Consider the following 16,990-nt stretch of genomic DNA (forward strand, 5'->3'; position numbering starts at 1 on the left):
GCAATAGTCATCTTTTATAAGCCTTATGCCTTTCAAAAAATTAAATGCCGATATACAAGAGGTATTAATCCATAAAGAAATTACCACCCCAACGCCTTTTCAGAGTAAAAGTATTCCTGTAATAAAAAGTGGCGCCAATGTTTTTTGTACAGCCGGAATTGGTAGCGGAAAGACAACTACACTAATTCTTACTACACTTCAAAAGTTGAAATTTACCGCAGAAGGCAATGCTCCAAGGGCAGTAGTTTTGGTAGAAAATAAGGAAAGTGTTATGGGATTATACAACACATTTTTGACCTACACAAAACACACGTCTTTACGGGTTTATGCGAGTTATGAGCAGCTGCATATCGATGTACAAAAATCAGAAATCTTTATGGGGGTAGACATTCTTATTTCTACACCCAGAACCCTAAACAAGTTGGTTTTGTTGAATGGTGTAAGTACATCTCAATTAAAGATATTAAGTATAGATGATGCGGAGTTTCTAATTCAAAAACTAAATTATACTGCTCTTTTGTCAATTACGCAAAGTATTAAAAAATGCCAGTATGTGATATACTCAGAAAAAGGGCATCCAAAATTAAAACGCTTTGAGTCCTATTTTATGGAGTATTCTAAAACAGTTTCTTCATAAGGCACCTGATATTGATAAATAAAAGAATATTCTCTAACTATTAAATTCCGTAAATTTCAAGAGAATATGAATGATACAAAAAAGAAGGGCGCTAACTTTCCAGAGCGGTTATATGCTTGTTGGCACCCAATCGGATACAGTCATGAAATAAAAGCTGATGTTCCTTTTGGGACCTTTCTACTAGACGAAGCTGTTGTTGTATGGAGAACGGCGGATGGGCAGCCACATGCAATGCGTGATTTATGCATTCATCGAGGTACAGCTTTATCATTGGGTTGGATTAAAGATGATTGCCTAGTATGTCCATATCATGCTTGGCAATATGATAAAAAGGGAGCTTGTGTTCTAATCCCGCAGGCTCCAGACATGGATATACCAACAAAAGCAAAAACCACAACATACCATTGCAAAGAAAAATTTGGTGTGGTATGGGTTGCCCTAAAAGATCCTGAATTTGAATTACCTGAAATCCTGGAATATGAAAACTCGGATTGGAAATTTGTAAATACTGGTCCTTTTAATTGGAATAGCGATAGCTCAAGACAAGTGGAGAATTTTACTGATTTTGGCCACTTTCCATGGGTGCACCCCGGATTATTAGGAGATCCTGAAAGGCCGGCGGTACCCGATTGTAAAGTGACTATTAAAGATACTGTTTTACACTATTCAATTATTAGACCTGAAGCACCGAATAGTGATGATTTTCCCATTTTTGCTAATAAAAATGTCATACAACCGGAACGAAGAAGCGTTTATGAACTGCATCTACCTTATACAATTGTGCTTCGCTTGGGTTGGGGAGGAACCAAAGGCATGGTCTATTTCTTTAGTTCCCAACCAATTTCTGAAAACAAATGCCGAGGTTTCTGTATAATTGGTCGCAATTATGATCATGATGAACCTGATACAGTGTTACAGAATTTTGAGCAAGTTATTTTTGATCAAGACAAACGGATTGTAGAATCACAACGCCCTAAACAAGTGCCTTTTGATTTTACCGAGGAACTTCATTTAAAATTTGATGCTGTAGCAATGAATTATAGAAGGGCAATGAAAAAACACAACCTCAATTATTAAAATCTAATAAAAATCAAAGCTTAACTAACGGAATTCCTTGCTTTGCTTGATAAAAAGTAAAGCCAATCCATGTAGCGAATAGCAGTCCAAAAACAGTAACTGCCAGCACTTGATTTACTGTTTTAGTGTTCCACTTTTTGCTAATCAATACAGCAAATAATGGGATTATTTGAATGGCATGCAGTCCAAAAAAGTGGGCAATTCTTAGATCACCGCCAACCGTACTCCAGTTAACTAATGGTAATCCATCTCCTCCATCAGCTACTCCAACATTATGAGCAACTTGACTTATCATCTGCCCTCCTACCCAACTGCCGAATACCACAATAATCCATCCTAATAAAATAGCCCATTGTACTGGTTTAGAGGTATTCAACTTTAAACGGATAGTATCAATAGCAAACAACACCATGATTAGTACATTAATAGCAATTAATATTCCCATAGCCGAAAATAATAGTGCGTCAAATAATGAACTTTGGTTATAGTGCGATTGTACACCTCTAGCTGCCTGGTATGCTATAATTCCTATTTCAAGTAATAGGGTCCATGCAACAATGTTTCTGATAATATGCTTCTTCTTTGTTGAATATGGATATAAAGTGATTAGATAGCCCAGAGTGAATATATAAATACCGCCCGATATGAAGAATTTCAAAGGTTTAATCCAAACACTCACCCCCATTAGTGTTCTGTCATCTATAAAAAAGGCAATAATACATGCTATCGCAGAAATAAAATGAAGCTGTACAATGCGATATAAAATTGGACTTTCAGTTTTAACTGTTCGTAATGATTGATTGATGATGTTCATGCTTATTTCTGTTTAAATGCTCTCATTATCATAAAAAGTAGAAAGCCCAAAGGCCCGAACATAAAAGTTCCTACTAGACAAGGAGCGATTAATACTTGATGAATTTTTGTTTGCTTGTTTTGATTCAGGATCCACATACCTATTAGAAGATCGAATGCCAAATAATGTACCCAGCCAGCAAGCACAGCATTTTCTTTTGTGAATAGGTTCATTACCGATTCAAGGCTTCCGAAATCCATTCCTCCGCTTGATGACTGCAAAGAGATGGCTATATAGATTACATAAACAACTGATAGTAGTATTGGAATAATTTTATAATCAATTAGAAACCGAGTAGCTTTCCATTTTGGGAGAAAGATCATCAGAATCCACATTGGTAGTACGACGGTATTTGCAATAGAGAATACTTGAGTTGGTGTCATGATTAGTTGTTTAAAAATTAATAAGCGTTAATGTACTGCTTATTTCATTTTCAAATATGGAAATAATGATGCGTTAGATAAATAAGAGTTTACTGAATTGTCGAAGATGTGGGTTGAGTTGTCTAAGTTTTATGCTGAATTAAAATAAAGCAGTTTTCTTCTAAGTCTGCCAAAAAGTTGTTATTGTACGTGTAATTTGTCGGAAACAATAAAACACAAAAAAGCCTCTAATTAATAGAGGCTTCGGTAGTATAAAATATAGGGTGTTGAAAATCTATTTAATCAGAGTAACTTTAACTGCATTCATCCCGCGCTGCCCTTTTTCAAGCTCAAAAGTTACTTTATCATTTTCAGCGATAGTATCAATAATACCACTAACATGAGTAAAATATTTTTCTGAATTCTCACTATCTATAATAAAGCCAAAACCTTTTGACGAATCGAAGAAAGAAACTTTTCCTTTTCTTACCGGGTCAATTTCCTCTTTGTCAGACTCTAGTGTTTTAGGAACACTAACGGCAATGCTTTCAAGCTCAACTTCAATTTTTTGAGATGGATCTGGCGGAGTGTCCGTCAAATTTCCATTATAGTCAACATAGGCAAACTCAATTCCTTTAGTTCCGTTTTCGGCTTTTTCAGCTTTACGGGCCTCCATTTTTTTGCGCTTGTCTTCGCGTTTTTTTAAACGTTTTTTTTCTTTTTCACTCTTGTTGAAAGTCTGTTGAGATTTTGCCATTAATTACTTTAAAGGGATTTTGTTTTAATACTTGTTATAAACATACAAGCCCAATTGTTAGCCTGTTGTTGCTTTTGCAAAGGTAATTATTTTTTTGTATTGTTCTTTTTTGGCATCGGACCGCGAAGATGTATAATAAGTCCGTTCAAAAAATTACGCAATATCTGATCCCCTACTTCCATATATTTCGGATGATCTTCTTTTCTAAAAAATGCATTGATCTCGCTTTTAGAAATATTAAAATCCACGAGTTTTAATATGGCTACAATATCATCATCTCGTAATTTATGTGCTACTCGTAATTTTTTAAAAACGTCGTTATTTGTTAGTCCAGGCATAGACTGCAAAAGTAATTATTATAAAGCGTTTTAAATCATTTGCTTTCTAAATTATCAATCTAAAAATCGAGTCTATAATTCATTTTAAATGCGACACCCCAGTTGGTTCGATTAATCTGCTGATTGAAATTATCAGTTACCACTAGATATACGTAAGATAGTGGTCTGTATTCCCATTGTAAACGACTATTAATATTGAAATTATCAATTTGGGTATTGTACTGTACATAAGTAGTCCAGTTTAAACGATTATTGAAAAACACTTCTCCTGTAAAACGCGCCAAATGAAAAGTATCTTTGCCTAGTTCATTTAAATCAAGATAATTTATCTCGTAGGCCGCTTGCAGATTGGCAAAAGGAAGTAATCTGTATTGAAAGCTTGCCGAGGCAGTTGTATTTGTGCCATTATAAAATTGACCATATTGTACAAAAGTGCGGTACACCAACTTGTTATTTGTAGCCGAATTAAAGCCTATTCTCGCTCTTAAAAATGAGTATTCGTCAGGAACTAGCACATTCCCATTTCTTAATGGATCGAATCCGTATTTTAAGTTTACATAGTCATGGTACAAACTAATGTACATGGCGGACAGGTTTTTGAAAAACAATGCTTGATTAAGAAAAGAAGAGGTTTGTTGCAGCTTTCCCTGCTCATCCCAATACACAAAGGTTCTCCCTAAAAAATATCGATATGAATTGAGTTTTTTTGATTTTTGGAAAAATTTGGTGAGACTTATTCTTGCTGTCGCTTGTGTATACCCCTCCCTTACAACGGTTTGATTTATTGCATCAAAATTGAAAAGCCTTGGCGTAAAACCAACATCTGTTAGATAGTTTCTACCTATTGTTCTTAATGAGGCATTCCAAAACATTCCCCTCTTATTATACCAAATACCAGCATGGTAAAAATTAGAATCTCCTTTTTCTCCATTCGAATAGCTCTTTGCGATATTAGCCAAACCGATCCATCTATTGTTTGTTGATTTATAGTTAAGATTCGCCCCTGCCACCCTATTGTAATTCCCGACAAAATTAAAATTGTCGGTTTGTTGTCGATTAATTAGAAAACCAGTTGCTGTAAAATTGTTGGATAATTGTTGTTCTCCGACCAACACTGCGTAATTCTGGGAATCCTCATCTTCGTCCTTCTCCGTTTGAACATTGAGAACGCCAATTCGTGTTTTAGGTGAAACATTTCCCGATAGTTTCAGTCCAAATTGAATAGCAGAACGACTACCTATGCGCCGTGAATAAAATGGATTTATGCCTTCTATTCCTAAGTTGGAGAACAGATCGGCATTTTCAAGAAAGAAATTGCGACGTTCGGGAAAGAAAATAGAAAAGCGGGTGAAGTTTGTTACCTGTTGATCTACATCTATTTGTGAAAAATCTGGATTGATCGTGGCATCTAATTTAAGTGATGAAGTTAAGTTGTATTGCACATCAAGGCTTGGTTGAAAAGTTGTTTCCTTTATATCGCTTAAAACGTCCTCTTGATGATTAATGGTAACAGACGGGGTAACTGCAAAACGAGAATTTGAGTTTTCAGGAAGATTATTTATCCTAAATGATTCAGTGAACCGAAGGTCAAAGAGGCGGTAATTTCTACTTACATCCTTAAAAATTGTCCATGAATTTTTCTTGATGTCCCTAACATAAAACTGAATGCCAAATTGATCATTATCGGTTTTAAAATTTAGGTTTTTTAATGGTATTGCTATTTCATAATGTTTATTAGTACCTTTTGTTGTTGTCTTGGCATTCCATACTGTATTCCAATTGGTATTAATAGAAAATCCATCATTTACACGTTCAATTAAACCATCAACTTGGGCTGCGCCGATATTTACAGCAAAATAATATGCGCTTTGTTGTTGATGTTGCGTGTCTAAAATGAGTACAAATGTCTCACTTCCTACTACTGTATTACTTAGATCATCTCTTTTTAAAGAACTAATTTGAGCTCTTGTTTCATTATCTTGATATATAGCCGATACAAAGAGGTATTCTCCATTATGAAATATCTTTACTTTGGTTTGCTGCTCCGCAAGGCCCTCGTCGCTGGGTAGATAATTATGAAAGTTAGTATATTCTGGTAAGTCTTTCCAAATTGTTTCATCTAGTTTTCCATCAAGGGTAATACTTAGATCGTGAAAAGTAATCTCCGAATTTTGTCCATGTATCCTAGAAAAGAAAAGAAAAAACAAGGTAGTTATTATGATCCTGCTCATTAGTTTGAATATTTAGTTGGATTAAAACTAGACTTGTAATAGCAGCCATAATTGAATTGTAGCTCAACATACCATTATCGTATACTAATGAGAAATAGCTATTTCATCTTCTAAAACAAAGGATTGGTAGACTTTTGGCCAACGATGATCGTTTTCGAACATCATATTGAAGAATATTAAAGTATTTTTATTGATCGAGTATTATGCAAACAACCGCTAAATTTTCAACTTCGACTATTTTAAAGCACATACTGTTTTGGGTGGGTGTTTTCTTGTATTTCGCTCTTACTGCAAACCAGGTGTTTTATTCTGGTTATGTACATTTAATTGAAAATTTTTCCCTACTGGTTGGTTGCCAAATTATTGCTACATATATAGTGCTTTATGTATTTATCCCTGTTTATCTAGACAAAAAAAAATACCTAATGTTTGTGCTATTATCAATTGTACTTCTAGCCATGATTTTTGTTCTTTATTCAAGTGTTAGAATGGGATATTTTGATGTGAAATACTATGATACGTATACCCAACAAGCAAAAGTTTATGCAGACTGGACCTTTTGGCAACGAATTCTAGATATTCGAACCTTTTTTAGCAAGGCTATTAAGTTTATAACCCCTGCAGCGATATTATTGATGTTGCAGTTTTATAAAAATCAACAGCAATTCTTGAAATTAAGAGAGCAGAAAAAAATTGCCGAACTTAACGCCTTAAAAAATCAGTTAAACCCTCATTTCCTATTTAATACACTTAACAATTTATATGCTTTAGCGGTTGAAAAATCGAATAGTGTACCTGAGGTAATCGAACGTCTTTCTGATATTCTGGATTATATGTTATATCGATGTAACGACAAATTCGTATCAATACATAAGGAAATTGAGCTTTTACACAATTACATTGCTTTAGAAAAAATAAGATATGGAGACCGTGTTAAGCTTACCTTTAAAAATGAAATAGAAAGCGATATTCAAATTGCCCCCTTATTACTACTCACCTTTGTAGAGAACGCATTTACACATGGTGTGACTCAAGCCCTAAAAGATGCAACCATTGATATTTCCTTGACTTATTATGGTGATATATTTATATGTTGCGTAAAAAACAGTAAACCAGCCAATTTATCTACAAAAACAGACTTAAATCAGCGTGAGTCGGTTGGTCTTAAAAATGTAAAAGAACAACTTGCCCTGCTCTACCCTACTAATCATAAGTTAGTAATACTGGATGAAGAAAAAAGTTATACTATACAATTAACTATTAAGAGTATATGAAATATCGCTGCATAATAGTCGATGATGAAGAACTTGCAAGAAGATTGATCAAAAATCATTTAGATCAGCTCGAAGACTTTGAAATCGTGGCCAGCTGTGCAAGCGCTATTGAGGCAAGCAAAATACTAAAGAAAGAAACCGTAGACCTGTTGTTTCTAGATATTGAAATGCCGGTACTTCGTGGTACGGACTTTTTTCAAAACCTTATTCAAAAGCCTAAGGTAATATTTACTACTGCTTACAGAGATTATGCAGTTGATGGTTTTGAGTTGAATGCGGTTGATTATTTATTAAAGCCAATAACGTTTGGCCGGTTTTTTAAAGCAATCGAGAAGTTTCTAGCACAGCAGCAACAGACGAATTCTGCTATCGACGAAATAAAACAGCCTACTGCCGACAAGAACTACGTTTTTGTGCGAAAAGACAGAAAACAGGTAAAGGTCTTTTTTGATGATATTTTATATATACAAAGTGTAAAAGACTACATAAATATCATAACCCAAGCTGAAAATCATTTAACAAAGCATAGTATGAATGCTTTCATTGCTGAAATTGATTCTAGATTTATTCGTGTACACCGTTCCTATATCATTAATAGGGATAAGATGACAGCATTTACTAAAAATGATATTGAAATCAATCAGTTCGAAATTCCCATTGGAGATAGCTACAGATCAAAAGTTGAGGAATTAATTAAAAAGTAGATAAACTTACTTTTTCTTGTTCCTTCTATTGTAGTTTTTATCGCCTCGAGTTTTTGGTTTTTTGTATTTCTTCTCGATTTTTCTTTTGTAAGAACCTCCTTGATTTGTTTTCTTATTCTTCTCCGATTTTTCATGAAAACTAGGACCAGGAGCATCTTCGGAGGACACTTTATGCGGATTATTTGGTTCAATGACCTTGGGTTGTTCCTCTCTTGTCAGTTGTTTTGATATTTCAACCTCCTCTGGTAGTATTTCAATCGGGATTTTATAATCCATCAGTTCCTCGATAGCTTCTTTAAACTCCGCTTCCTTTTCGGTATAAAACAGAATAGTATTTCCCTCTTTTTCAGCTCGACCTGTACGACCTATTCGGTGCATATAGTTTTCAGGAAAACTTGGCGTATCAAAATTAATTACATGAGAAATAGCATCTAAATCTAATCCCCTTGCCATAACATCGGTAGTAACCAAAATGCGATTTTTACCCTGATCAAAATCTTGAATTGATCGAATACGATAGTTTTGTGTTTTATTAGAATGAATAACACATACTTCTCTTGTAAAAAAATCATCTAACTCCTGAAATAGAAGATCAGCACTCTTCTTGTTTGAAACAAATACTAATACCTTATGAAACTGCTCAGTATCTTGAAGTAGCTTTTTTAGCAGATTGGCCTTTGTGTAGAAATTTGGAACCTGGTAACATTGCTGTTTAATATTATCAAGAGGTGTACCACTTACGGCTACTGATATTTTCTTAGTTCCTCTAAAAAAATCATGAATCAAGGCTTCAATATCATCAGTCATCGTAGCAGAAAACATGATGTTTTGCCTTTTGGTTGGTAGTAGCTCGAAAATATTAATCAGTTGAAATCGAAAACCTAGATCGAGCATCACATCTACTTCATCAATAATCAACTTCTTAACTGATTTTAGCTGAAGTGCTCTGGACAATACAAGATCGTACAATCGGCCAGGTGTAGCAACAACAATATCGCAACCTTGTGCTACTAACTGTTTATGCTGATTAATATTCACTCCGCCATACACACCTATCACCCGTGTATTCATATAAGCAGTGAACTTTTCAATTTCCTCAACAACCTGTAGCACCAATTCGCGTGTTGGTACTATTACAAGTACTATTGGGTTAATCTCTTTCGAAAACTTCAAATTTTGAAGAATCGGAAGCATATAAGCCAATGTTTTACCAGTTCCCGTTTGAGAAATACCAATAACATCGATACCAGAGGCTACTACAGAGTATGCCTGCGATTGAATGGGAGTTGGTTTTTCAAAACCAAGATCTTCAATGGCATAGTGTAGCTGTTTCGAAATAGGAAATTCTTCAAAAGACTGCATGTTCTAATTTTGATGCAAAAATACAGTATTGTAGTTGAGCTATTAGATAGAATTTAAGTAAAGTCGTTCTACCTTTTCACGAGCCCAAGGAGTTCTCCTTAAAAACTTCAGACTTGATTTAATGGATGGATCATGATTAAAACACCGTATATTGATTTTAGAACCCAAGATTCCCCAACCATACTTATCCACTAGAAATTCCAGTATATCGGCAAGTTTTACTCCATGTAGTGGATTGTTTGGCTGCTCTGTACTCATATATTGACGTCTACCAATTTAAAAATGCTAAGTTAAAGAATTGTCATGTTGAATGCGTTTTCTAATTTCAGTTAAACTATCCTCAACCAGCAACTTTCCATTTCTAAAAACAGTTTTTAGGTTACCTTGCTCCTCTTCTTGTGGTGTAACCTGGTCTTTAAAGTTAACTATACCATCAACTTCAAATAAAGTAATCAATCCTTTAGCTGATTTCTTTGTACCATCGTCGGTAACAGGATCTTTGAAAATCTCCCTGCCCTCTCCATTTACCTCTACATAAGTTGCTTTCATAGCAAAACCAAAGGTGTCCCTAGTGTTATATTGATAGGTAAAACTTCCTATTCCCAACACGATATTGGTAGTTGCAAATCCTTTTTCCTTAAGGCGTTCACAAATTTGTGTGGCCCGTTCAATAGTAATACTATCTCCATAGATCGCTCCAATTTTTGGATTGAGCACTTTATACCCTTGGGAATTGATCGTTCCCCCAAACGCATCCCATAACAGTTCAATAACTCCCTTTGATATAGAGGGGTTTTCATGCTTAAAACCACAAATAATATCAACGGGGTTTCCAGAATCAGGGCGAATTACTAACTTTCCATCTCGGCCTAAAATCTCATTTTTAAGTATGGGTAAATATTCAGTAAGTACTTTCCACAAGTCCCAAGTATCTGATACTACTGATAAAATGCCACTGGGATAGGTTTTAAGCAATCGTCTAAATGTGCCTATTTCATCATCTTTGCTACCAGCACACATCACACTATGTTCAGTAGCATTTACACTACCTATAACTAATTCCTTTGTAATATCAGCATTGTAATACTCTTCTAAAGTTTTCGCAACTGGAAGTGTATCGCTTCCTGAAAAGGATAATGCATGGCCCATACCACTTAATATTGAAGACTCGGTACCTGACATTCCCCGCATTGAGAAATCGTGACCTTGCCATGTAACAAAATCCATATTCCTAATATCAGTTTCCTGAGCGTACTTGTTTAAAATAGTACGGTATCGCTTGGCTATTGTCGCCGATGTGCAAGGCTGCCAGATTATTGTTGATAATAGTGTTTCTAGATAGTTCGTTAACCAGAAGAATTCTGGAAGTGTGTTAACAATAGTAAACATTGGAACACGAAGCGGTACTGCGCTACCTTCTTCAATTGCCTTTATCTCTATGGGTAAATAACCAAGATCATGTAAAGCCGATATATGAGAAACATCGTAATCTATACCTAGATAGTTGTCGACGTACTTTTTATATTCCTTAACTACCATTTCCTTTGGCTGGCCGAAGAATTCATCATTAAATTGTTTTATTAGATATTCTTTTATGAAATATTGAAGACCAAAAAATACCACTTCATCAACGCCCTTCATTCTGCTTTTTCGTGGTGTCCAATTAGAGTATACTAATGTAGTCCCTTCTGGATACTGTTCCTTATGCCCTAGTTTGTAGCCGTCTGTTAGCAATAATGGATTCATATCAATTTTGTTTTAATTTTATTAATTAATTCTTCTAAGCTATCAACCTGATCTACGGTATATCGTTTACAAACCACATCAACATTCCCTTTTCTCCAGAATCCGTCCGGGCAACAAACTACTAGCTTTCCACTTTGTGCGAATAAACCCAACTCCAAAAGCGATATGGGCGATTTAGTAGATGGATCAAAATACATAATGACCATATCACATTGTTCCAACCCCATCAATTCCCAATTAACCTGTTCTTTAAACTCAGTATTATTAATTGATTGTTCCCAACTATTATCCCAGCTAGCCCTACGTGGGTTTAGTATCGTTATTGCATTATCCTTAAGAGCATTAATTATTGTTTCCTGCCAACGTTCGGCTTTATCACTTTCAATACTACCCGCAAGAAAAACACAAAAATGATCTAATTTATATGAATTGGGTGCCGTTATAAGTTTCATTTTTCTATTCAACATTTAATTGATAAACACCAGATGCTTCTATTTTCTTTATAGAATTAGTTGTAAAAACCGTGTCAAATACCTCAGTTAATATTTCAAACCCTTTACTGAATATACCATGACTAACTACCAAGCTTAACTTTCCGGCATTTTTCTCTTTTAAAGCTTCAGCAAGGCCCAAAAAAGTCCCGCCCCCATCACAAATATCATCGACAATAACACATTGTTTTCCTTTCAAGTCTTCTTCATAGACTCTAAATCCGGATAATTTTCCTGTTTTTACATCTCTTTTTTTTGAGCATTCAACTACTTCAATTCCGCCTAGAAAAGCAGATAACTTATAAATCTTTTTCAGCGCACCCCCGTCTGGAGCTATTAAAACCACTTCTTCTTTTATTTGATCAATACAGTTTTTTACAAATTGATGATTATCAATGATTTTTACATTATTTAGTAAGGCCGGTGCAACTTCGGAATGTGGATCAAAAATGATCACTTCATCATACTTTTGATCATTGATGATGTCAGCATATACTTTGACAGATAGTGCTTCGCCTTTAACCATTACCCTATCTTGACGTGCCGCTGGGAAATACGGAATAAAGGTTTTTACAACCTTCACTCCCATTCGCCTAACTGCATCTGTAGCGATTAGTAATAAACCTAGATCATTAAATGAGTTTATGCGGTGAGTAATCGTAATTTCATTTCCTAAATCTTTTTCTAATATCTTTATATGAGGTTCTCCACCGTTAAATGTAAAGGCATTAAATGAAATCGATTTACCATAAGGTTTGAATAGTGGATCAAGGTGTAAAAACATCATTATTGCGTTATTTAAACGCAAATTTAAAAGATAAATATGTTTCAACCTAATGTTTTGCGTAAAAATTACATAAATACTATTTAAATTGACTAATGAAGATGATTTACCCTATTTAATATCAAATAAGAATCCGTCCTTTTTATGCTTGAAGTATTGCTTTTTGTTAAACTTGAACAAGTTTGCAGGCCTTCCTCTACCCTCAGACACACGCTCGTCTAGTTCTTCTAAAATGTTAAAACTGAGAATTTTTTTACGAAAGTTTCTTCGGTCAATCTGCTTTTGTAGGATCGTCATATAAAGCTTTTCCAAATCAGAAAATAGAAACTTTGTGTTTAGTAGATCAAAACCTATTGGCTCATAGGTCAACTTACCTTGCAGCCTCTTCTTGGCGATATTGATAATCTCCTTATGGTCAAAGGCCAATTCTGGCAATTTATTAATATCGAACCAAGCAACATCATTAGCATCCGTATCTGCCTTAATCGTATGATGTTCCGGTTTTACTAAGGCAAAATAAGTAATACTCACTACCCTGTTTCGCGGGTCTCGATCTGGCTTTCCAAAAGAATACAACTGCTCTAAGTAATCGACGGTCACATTGGTTTCTTCCTTCAATTCGCGCTCAACGGCTTTTTCTAAACTTTCGTTTTCTAAAACCAAACCTCCCGGTAATGCCCAGGAATTCTTGTAGGGCGCTATATTCCGTTTTATAAGCAGAATATTTAGTGTCTTGTCTTTATAACCAAAAACCACCGCGTCGACCGCTACCTTTATATTTTGAAGTGTTGCCATCTACCAAAGTTAATTATTTACGTATTAATTACGCAAATAATTATCGTTTTCTGGCAATTATAAGTGCATTTGTTGGTGGGTATTTCATTTTATTTAATGACAAATCATAAAGCTCGACCTTATTCGCAAAACGATTATCTACAATCCAAGGATTTGAATAGGCATGTGTTGCGCTATCAATAGTAAATCCTACTTTTTGAAGTGCTTTTTTCCAATCCACGATGCTCCAAAAACAAAACCTTTCGTGCATTTCGCTTTTCCAGTTATCCGTGTAATCTTTAGTTAACATAAAATCGGCAGCATCTCTATGTTTTAAGCGTATATATTCAACTTCATTAACTTTTTCAATTGTATATTCAATCTGGTCTTGTTCCTCCTTTCTAAAATCAGCTGCAAAGCGAAGAAAACGCGAAAAGGTTGATAAACCATTAAGATAATTCTTAAGTTCTTGTTGGTCCTGACAGCCTTTAAAGGGGTCATTATTCGAGCCATCATCTTGTCTTAGTTTCATCAATACTAATTCGTTGCCATTTTCTGGTCCGATGACATCTCGATTGATCCAAACGCCATTTGGGGCTAACTCAGCATATCTATTTTCAATAAATTGTAATAAGTCGTTTCTATTTCCGTATGATTCTATTTCATGAGTTAAGGAGGATGTATGAATAGTATTCATAGATTCTTCTTCAAAAACTAAGGAGGTAACAGCGTTCTTTTGAGCAAAAAAGACATTCGGATTGGCAAATTCTCCATTGTGTTTTCGTTGATTACAAATATCAAATAATTGCCGAGCTACCTCAATCCCATAAAAGTCAGACTCAAACAAGGTTGTAGCTTCACTCGCCTGCTTGATCCAAGAACCTACAGCGCAGCCGATATCCCCTATTCTACCTGCTTGTATAAACGAACTTGTTTCCTGAAACTTGATCTCTGCAATTTCATCCATTTGCCGGACATATGAATTGTAATCTCTAGACTCTGTAATGTCCCCATCATCACCGATTATAGGATCGGACAATATGTTTTTCACCTTTTCTTCTAGATGATAAGTTTTCCAGACCTTATAACTTCCTTTGTGAATTTTATTGCGAAACGACTCTTCATCAATAGTCAAATTAGAGTTGGCCATATGTTCAATGAGTTCCCAAGGCAAATCTGCATTAAATAATTGTTTATTTGCATCAGCTAATTCTGCGGGAAGAATTTTGAATCCTAATTTTTGATACATACTCATCACAGGGGTTGAACAAATTACTATTGTGTTAGCAGGATTAAGATCCAAACGTCTATCACTTTGGTGTTTTATTTGTTTCAATGTATATGAGGCAAAATCATCTAAAACACCTACGTCATCTATGCCATAGACGTAAATGGAAGCATCTATACTAGCATTGGAAAACTCCTGCGCCATCATTGCTCTTAAATAAAATGGTATTGGATTTCTCTTAGTGCCACTATGGTTAGCAGAAGTTATAGCGAACACTACACCCGAAATTTTATGCGTGGTATTAATTTGTTTATTATCTACATCTTTTATCCCATTTAATCCAGAATTAACTAATCTGGATATGTAATTATACTGGAATGAAGTAAAAAGATGATGACGACCTGGGAACAATAAATACATAAAATGCTTCAACAATTTTTAGTGAGATAAAACTATAAATAAATTTAGCCACTCGTGCGAGATACAATGTAAATACGCAATAATACGCTTCAATATTGATTTCAAAAAGATAAATGAATATAGAAACTGTAACAATCTTCAACTAACCTACTCTTTAGAATATCAATCATATAAAACCAACAAATTATGAAACTTAGTAACTTTTCTCTCTTTATTTGCGCATTATTATTCAGTTTTAATACTCAAGCCCAGAAAATAACAAACCTTTCTAGATCAACAAGCACAAAGACTTTTGAGTTTGATAATTATGATGCAATTGATGTGTCAGATGATTTTAAATTAACAGTTAGCTTTTCAAGTAAAAATTCACCCATTACTGTGGAGGCTAATGATAATATTATACAATATGTGGATGTCTATAAAGAAGGATCCACCTTGTATTTCAGACTTAAAAAAAGGCTTGGTTATACTTCTTGGAGGGGCAATCTAATTTTGAGAGCCAGCCTTACTACCACCAATATCGATGCTTTTTATGTTTCTTCAGACGCCACGGTTGAATTGACAAATACCCTATCGAATTCAAATTTATCGCTTAATATTAAGGGTGATGGTGTTTTTAATGGTAAGCTGAACGTTGATAATTTTGAACTCAACGCTAAATCAGATGCTCAAGTAAATATATTAGGAAAAGTAGCTACGATGAAGGCATATTTATCATCAGATGCACAATTAAAGGCTAGGGATTTAGTAGTAAATGATTTAGAAATTGAACTAAAAAGTGATAGCCAAGCAAGAATTCAAGTACGAAACACAATAGATGCTTATGCAACAAGTGATGCTAGTTTAAGATATTTGGGGAACCCAAAAGTACTCCGTAGTAAAGCGACAGGAGATGCTCACATACGTTCGATGTAGAAATCTATTCACAATAAGAACTTTTTAAACCTTGCTCTACGGCAAGGTTTTTGCTTTCACAACAATCTAACTCACTTGATATCAACACAATAAGTTAGCATAAAAAATACATTGCTGTTTGATTGTCTTGAATCAAACTTGCATGTCACACAATTTTAATGTAAATTTAACGTTAATAAAATGTATATTAATTGTAAATTAATCCAAATGTTTTTAATAAAACTAAGAGATCACTATCACAATTTACTAAAGAAGTACTTTGCCAATTTGAAGAAATATGGCACTAAATGTCGTGGTTGTTATCAGGAAATTCTTCGAGCCTAAAATTCAAAAATCATTCTATATTCTCTGGTAAAGCGCCCACCCTACCGCGATAACTAATTGTGCGACGATGGCTGCTAGTAATAGTAGCACTTACACTACCGTTAGGATACATAATTCCGTTTACAACAAAGTTTTCAGTATTATTTTTAATGGAATAATTCATATTGTAACTCCCATTTTTTTCATTTTTTGCAATTGTCAACTCGATTGGTGTACCGTCATAATTGATGCCAACATCTTTACTATTATTATAGGCACCTCCTATTTGTCGTTCGCCATAATATGGTAAGCTGGCAGATACACTATCTCCCACTCTTCTCATATAATTTGGATTCCCAAGAAGATCAATTCTGGCTAAATTACTTCCAGGAGCTAATAGGCCTGCATTTGCTACCGCCTGCATTCCTGTGTTTGCCATCGGGTGCGCCGATACAAAAACAATTTCAAATTTTTCAGAGTTGATTAAATCATCAAATTCCTGTTGCTGTTGTGCAGTGATATTTTTTGTAGTGTTTGAAGCACAACTTAACATTGTAAACACGACTATCAGTAAAACCAAGCAATTCCTTTTCATTACATCTTATCTTTATTGCTTATTAAGATATGAAATTCCAAGCTTTAGTGATAAGTGTTTAACAATCCATTTTGATTTTTATTTACTAAAACATCGTAATTTCATCACTCTAACATTAAACAACTAACCAAAACCACCT

At 34.7% G+C, this 16,990-nt stretch carries 18 protein-coding genes; 5 read left to right on the forward strand and 13 right to left on the reverse strand.

The genetic code is table 11. The features are described 5' to 3' along the window. The first annotated feature begins 25 nt into the window (after window positions 1-25). Together GWK10_RS05315 and GWK10_RS05320 are read left to right on the forward strand one after the other, a co-directional pair. The gene (locus tag GWK10_RS05315) at window positions 26-637 is read left to right on the forward strand and encodes a DEAD/DEAH box helicase (RefSeq protein WP_164029950.1); all 612 of its coding nucleotides are present in this window, start codon (window positions 26-28) and stop codon (window positions 635-637) included. A 66-nt stretch (window positions 638-703) separates the two neighbouring features. After that, on the forward strand, window positions 704-1,714 hold the full coding sequence (locus GWK10_RS05320; RefSeq protein WP_164029952.1) for an aromatic ring-hydroxylating oxygenase subunit alpha: 1,011 nt from the start codon (window positions 704-706) through the stop codon (window positions 1,712-1,714). A gap of 13 nt (window positions 1,715-1,727) precedes the next feature. Here the strand turns inward: GWK10_RS05320 and GWK10_RS05325 are convergent, their stop codons facing one another. The 5 genes from GWK10_RS05325 to GWK10_RS05345 form a co-directional block, all read right to left on the reverse strand. After that, the gene (locus GWK10_RS05325) at window positions 1,728-2,528 is read right to left on the reverse strand and encodes a hypothetical protein (RefSeq protein ID WP_164029954.1); all 801 of its coding nucleotides are present in this window, start codon (window positions 2,526-2,528) and stop codon (window positions 1,728-1,730) included. A gap of 2 nt (window positions 2,529-2,530) precedes the next feature. Then, entirely contained in the window at window positions 2,531-2,950 is a 420-nt protein-coding gene (locus tag GWK10_RS05330; protein WP_164029956.1) for an ABA4-like family protein, read from the reverse strand. Window positions 2,951-3,224: 274 nt separating this feature from the next. After that, window positions 3,225-3,686, reverse strand: coding sequence for a cold-shock protein (locus GWK10_RS05335; RefSeq protein WP_164029958.1), 462 nt, complete (start codon window positions 3,684-3,686; stop codon window positions 3,225-3,227). An 86-nt stretch (window positions 3,687-3,772) separates the two neighbouring features. After that, entirely contained in the window at window positions 3,773-4,024 is a 252-nt protein-coding gene (locus tag GWK10_RS05340) for a DUF1456 family protein (protein ID WP_164029960.1), read from the reverse strand. 59 nt (window positions 4,025-4,083) lie between these two features. Further along, the gene (locus GWK10_RS05345; RefSeq protein WP_164029962.1) at window positions 4,084-6,255 is read right to left on the reverse strand and encodes a DUF5916 domain-containing protein; all 2,172 of its coding nucleotides are present in this window, start codon (window positions 6,253-6,255) and stop codon (window positions 4,084-4,086) included. Between the two features lie 425 nt (window positions 6,256-6,680). Here GWK10_RS05345 and GWK10_RS05350 point away from each other — a divergent pair, with 425 nt between their 5' ends. Both GWK10_RS05350 and GWK10_RS05355 read left to right on the forward strand, forming a co-directional pair. Further along, window positions 6,681-7,529, forward strand: coding sequence for a sensor histidine kinase (locus tag GWK10_RS05350; protein ID WP_164029964.1), 849 nt, complete (start codon window positions 6,681-6,683; stop codon window positions 7,527-7,529). Continuing rightward, complete coding sequence (locus GWK10_RS05355) at window positions 7,526-8,233, forward strand: LytR/AlgR family response regulator transcription factor (protein ID WP_164029967.1); 708 nt, start codon at window positions 7,526-7,528, stop codon at window positions 8,231-8,233. Before GWK10_RS05350 ends, GWK10_RS05355 begins: the two co-directional genes overlap by 4 nt. A gap of 6 nt (window positions 8,234-8,239) precedes the next feature. Here the strand turns inward: GWK10_RS05355 and GWK10_RS05360 are convergent, their stop codons facing one another. The 7 genes from GWK10_RS05360 to GWK10_RS05390 all read right to left on the reverse strand — a co-directional run bounded on the left by GWK10_RS05360 (window position 8,240) and on the right by GWK10_RS05390 (window position 15,038). After that, window positions 8,240-9,595: a DEAD/DEAH box helicase gene (locus tag GWK10_RS05360; RefSeq protein WP_164029969.1), complete on the reverse strand. Its 1,356-nt coding sequence runs from the start codon at window positions 9,593-9,595 to the stop codon at window positions 8,240-8,242. A gap of 42 nt (window positions 9,596-9,637) precedes the next feature. Continuing rightward, the gene (locus tag GWK10_RS05365) at window positions 9,638-9,853 is read right to left on the reverse strand and encodes a VF530 family protein (RefSeq protein WP_164029971.1); all 216 of its coding nucleotides are present in this window, start codon (window positions 9,851-9,853) and stop codon (window positions 9,638-9,640) included. A gap of 27 nt (window positions 9,854-9,880) precedes the next feature. Beyond that, window positions 9,881-11,341 (reverse strand): nicotinate phosphoribosyltransferase, encoded by a 1,461-nt coding sequence (locus GWK10_RS05370; protein WP_164029973.1) that lies wholly within the window; start codon window positions 11,339-11,341, stop codon window positions 9,881-9,883. Continuing rightward, entirely contained in the window at window positions 11,338-11,793 is a 456-nt protein-coding gene (locus GWK10_RS05375; RefSeq protein WP_164029975.1) for a nucleoside 2-deoxyribosyltransferase domain-containing protein, read from the reverse strand. Before GWK10_RS05375 ends, GWK10_RS05370 begins: the two co-directional genes overlap by 4 nt. 4 nt (window positions 11,794-11,797) lie before the next feature. Further along, the gene (gene prs, locus GWK10_RS05380) at window positions 11,798-12,616 is read right to left on the reverse strand and encodes a ribose-phosphate diphosphokinase (protein WP_164030553.1); all 819 of its coding nucleotides are present in this window, start codon (window positions 12,614-12,616) and stop codon (window positions 11,798-11,800) included. A gap of 111 nt (window positions 12,617-12,727) precedes the next feature. After that, window positions 12,728-13,411, reverse strand: a complete 684-nt coding sequence (locus GWK10_RS05385; RefSeq protein WP_164029978.1) for an NUDIX hydrolase — start codon at window positions 13,409-13,411, stop codon at window positions 12,728-12,730. Between the two features lie 40 nt (window positions 13,412-13,451). Beyond that, a complete protein-coding gene (locus GWK10_RS05390; protein WP_164029980.1) occupies window positions 13,452-15,038 on the reverse strand; it encodes a class I SAM-dependent methyltransferase in 1,587 nt (528 codons plus the stop codon). 186 nt (window positions 15,039-15,224) lie between these two features. On the opposite strand from GWK10_RS05390, the gene GWK10_RS05395 reads away from it, so the two are divergent. Beyond that, complete coding sequence (locus GWK10_RS05395) at window positions 15,225-15,953, forward strand: head GIN domain-containing protein (protein WP_164029981.1); 729 nt, start codon at window positions 15,225-15,227, stop codon at window positions 15,951-15,953. A gap of 334 nt (window positions 15,954-16,287) precedes the next feature. On the opposite strand, the gene GWK10_RS05400 is transcribed toward GWK10_RS05395, so the two are convergent. Further along, window positions 16,288-16,851: a DUF4251 domain-containing protein gene (locus tag GWK10_RS05400; RefSeq protein ID WP_164029983.1), complete on the reverse strand. Its 564-nt coding sequence runs from the start codon at window positions 16,849-16,851 to the stop codon at window positions 16,288-16,290. Window positions 16,852-16,990: the final 139 nt, after the last annotated feature.

Origin of the sequence: Spongiivirga citrea (assembly GCF_010671565.1) — a bacterium.
Lineage (GTDB): Bacteria > Bacteroidota > Bacteroidia > Flavobacteriales > Flavobacteriaceae > Spongiivirga > Spongiivirga citrea.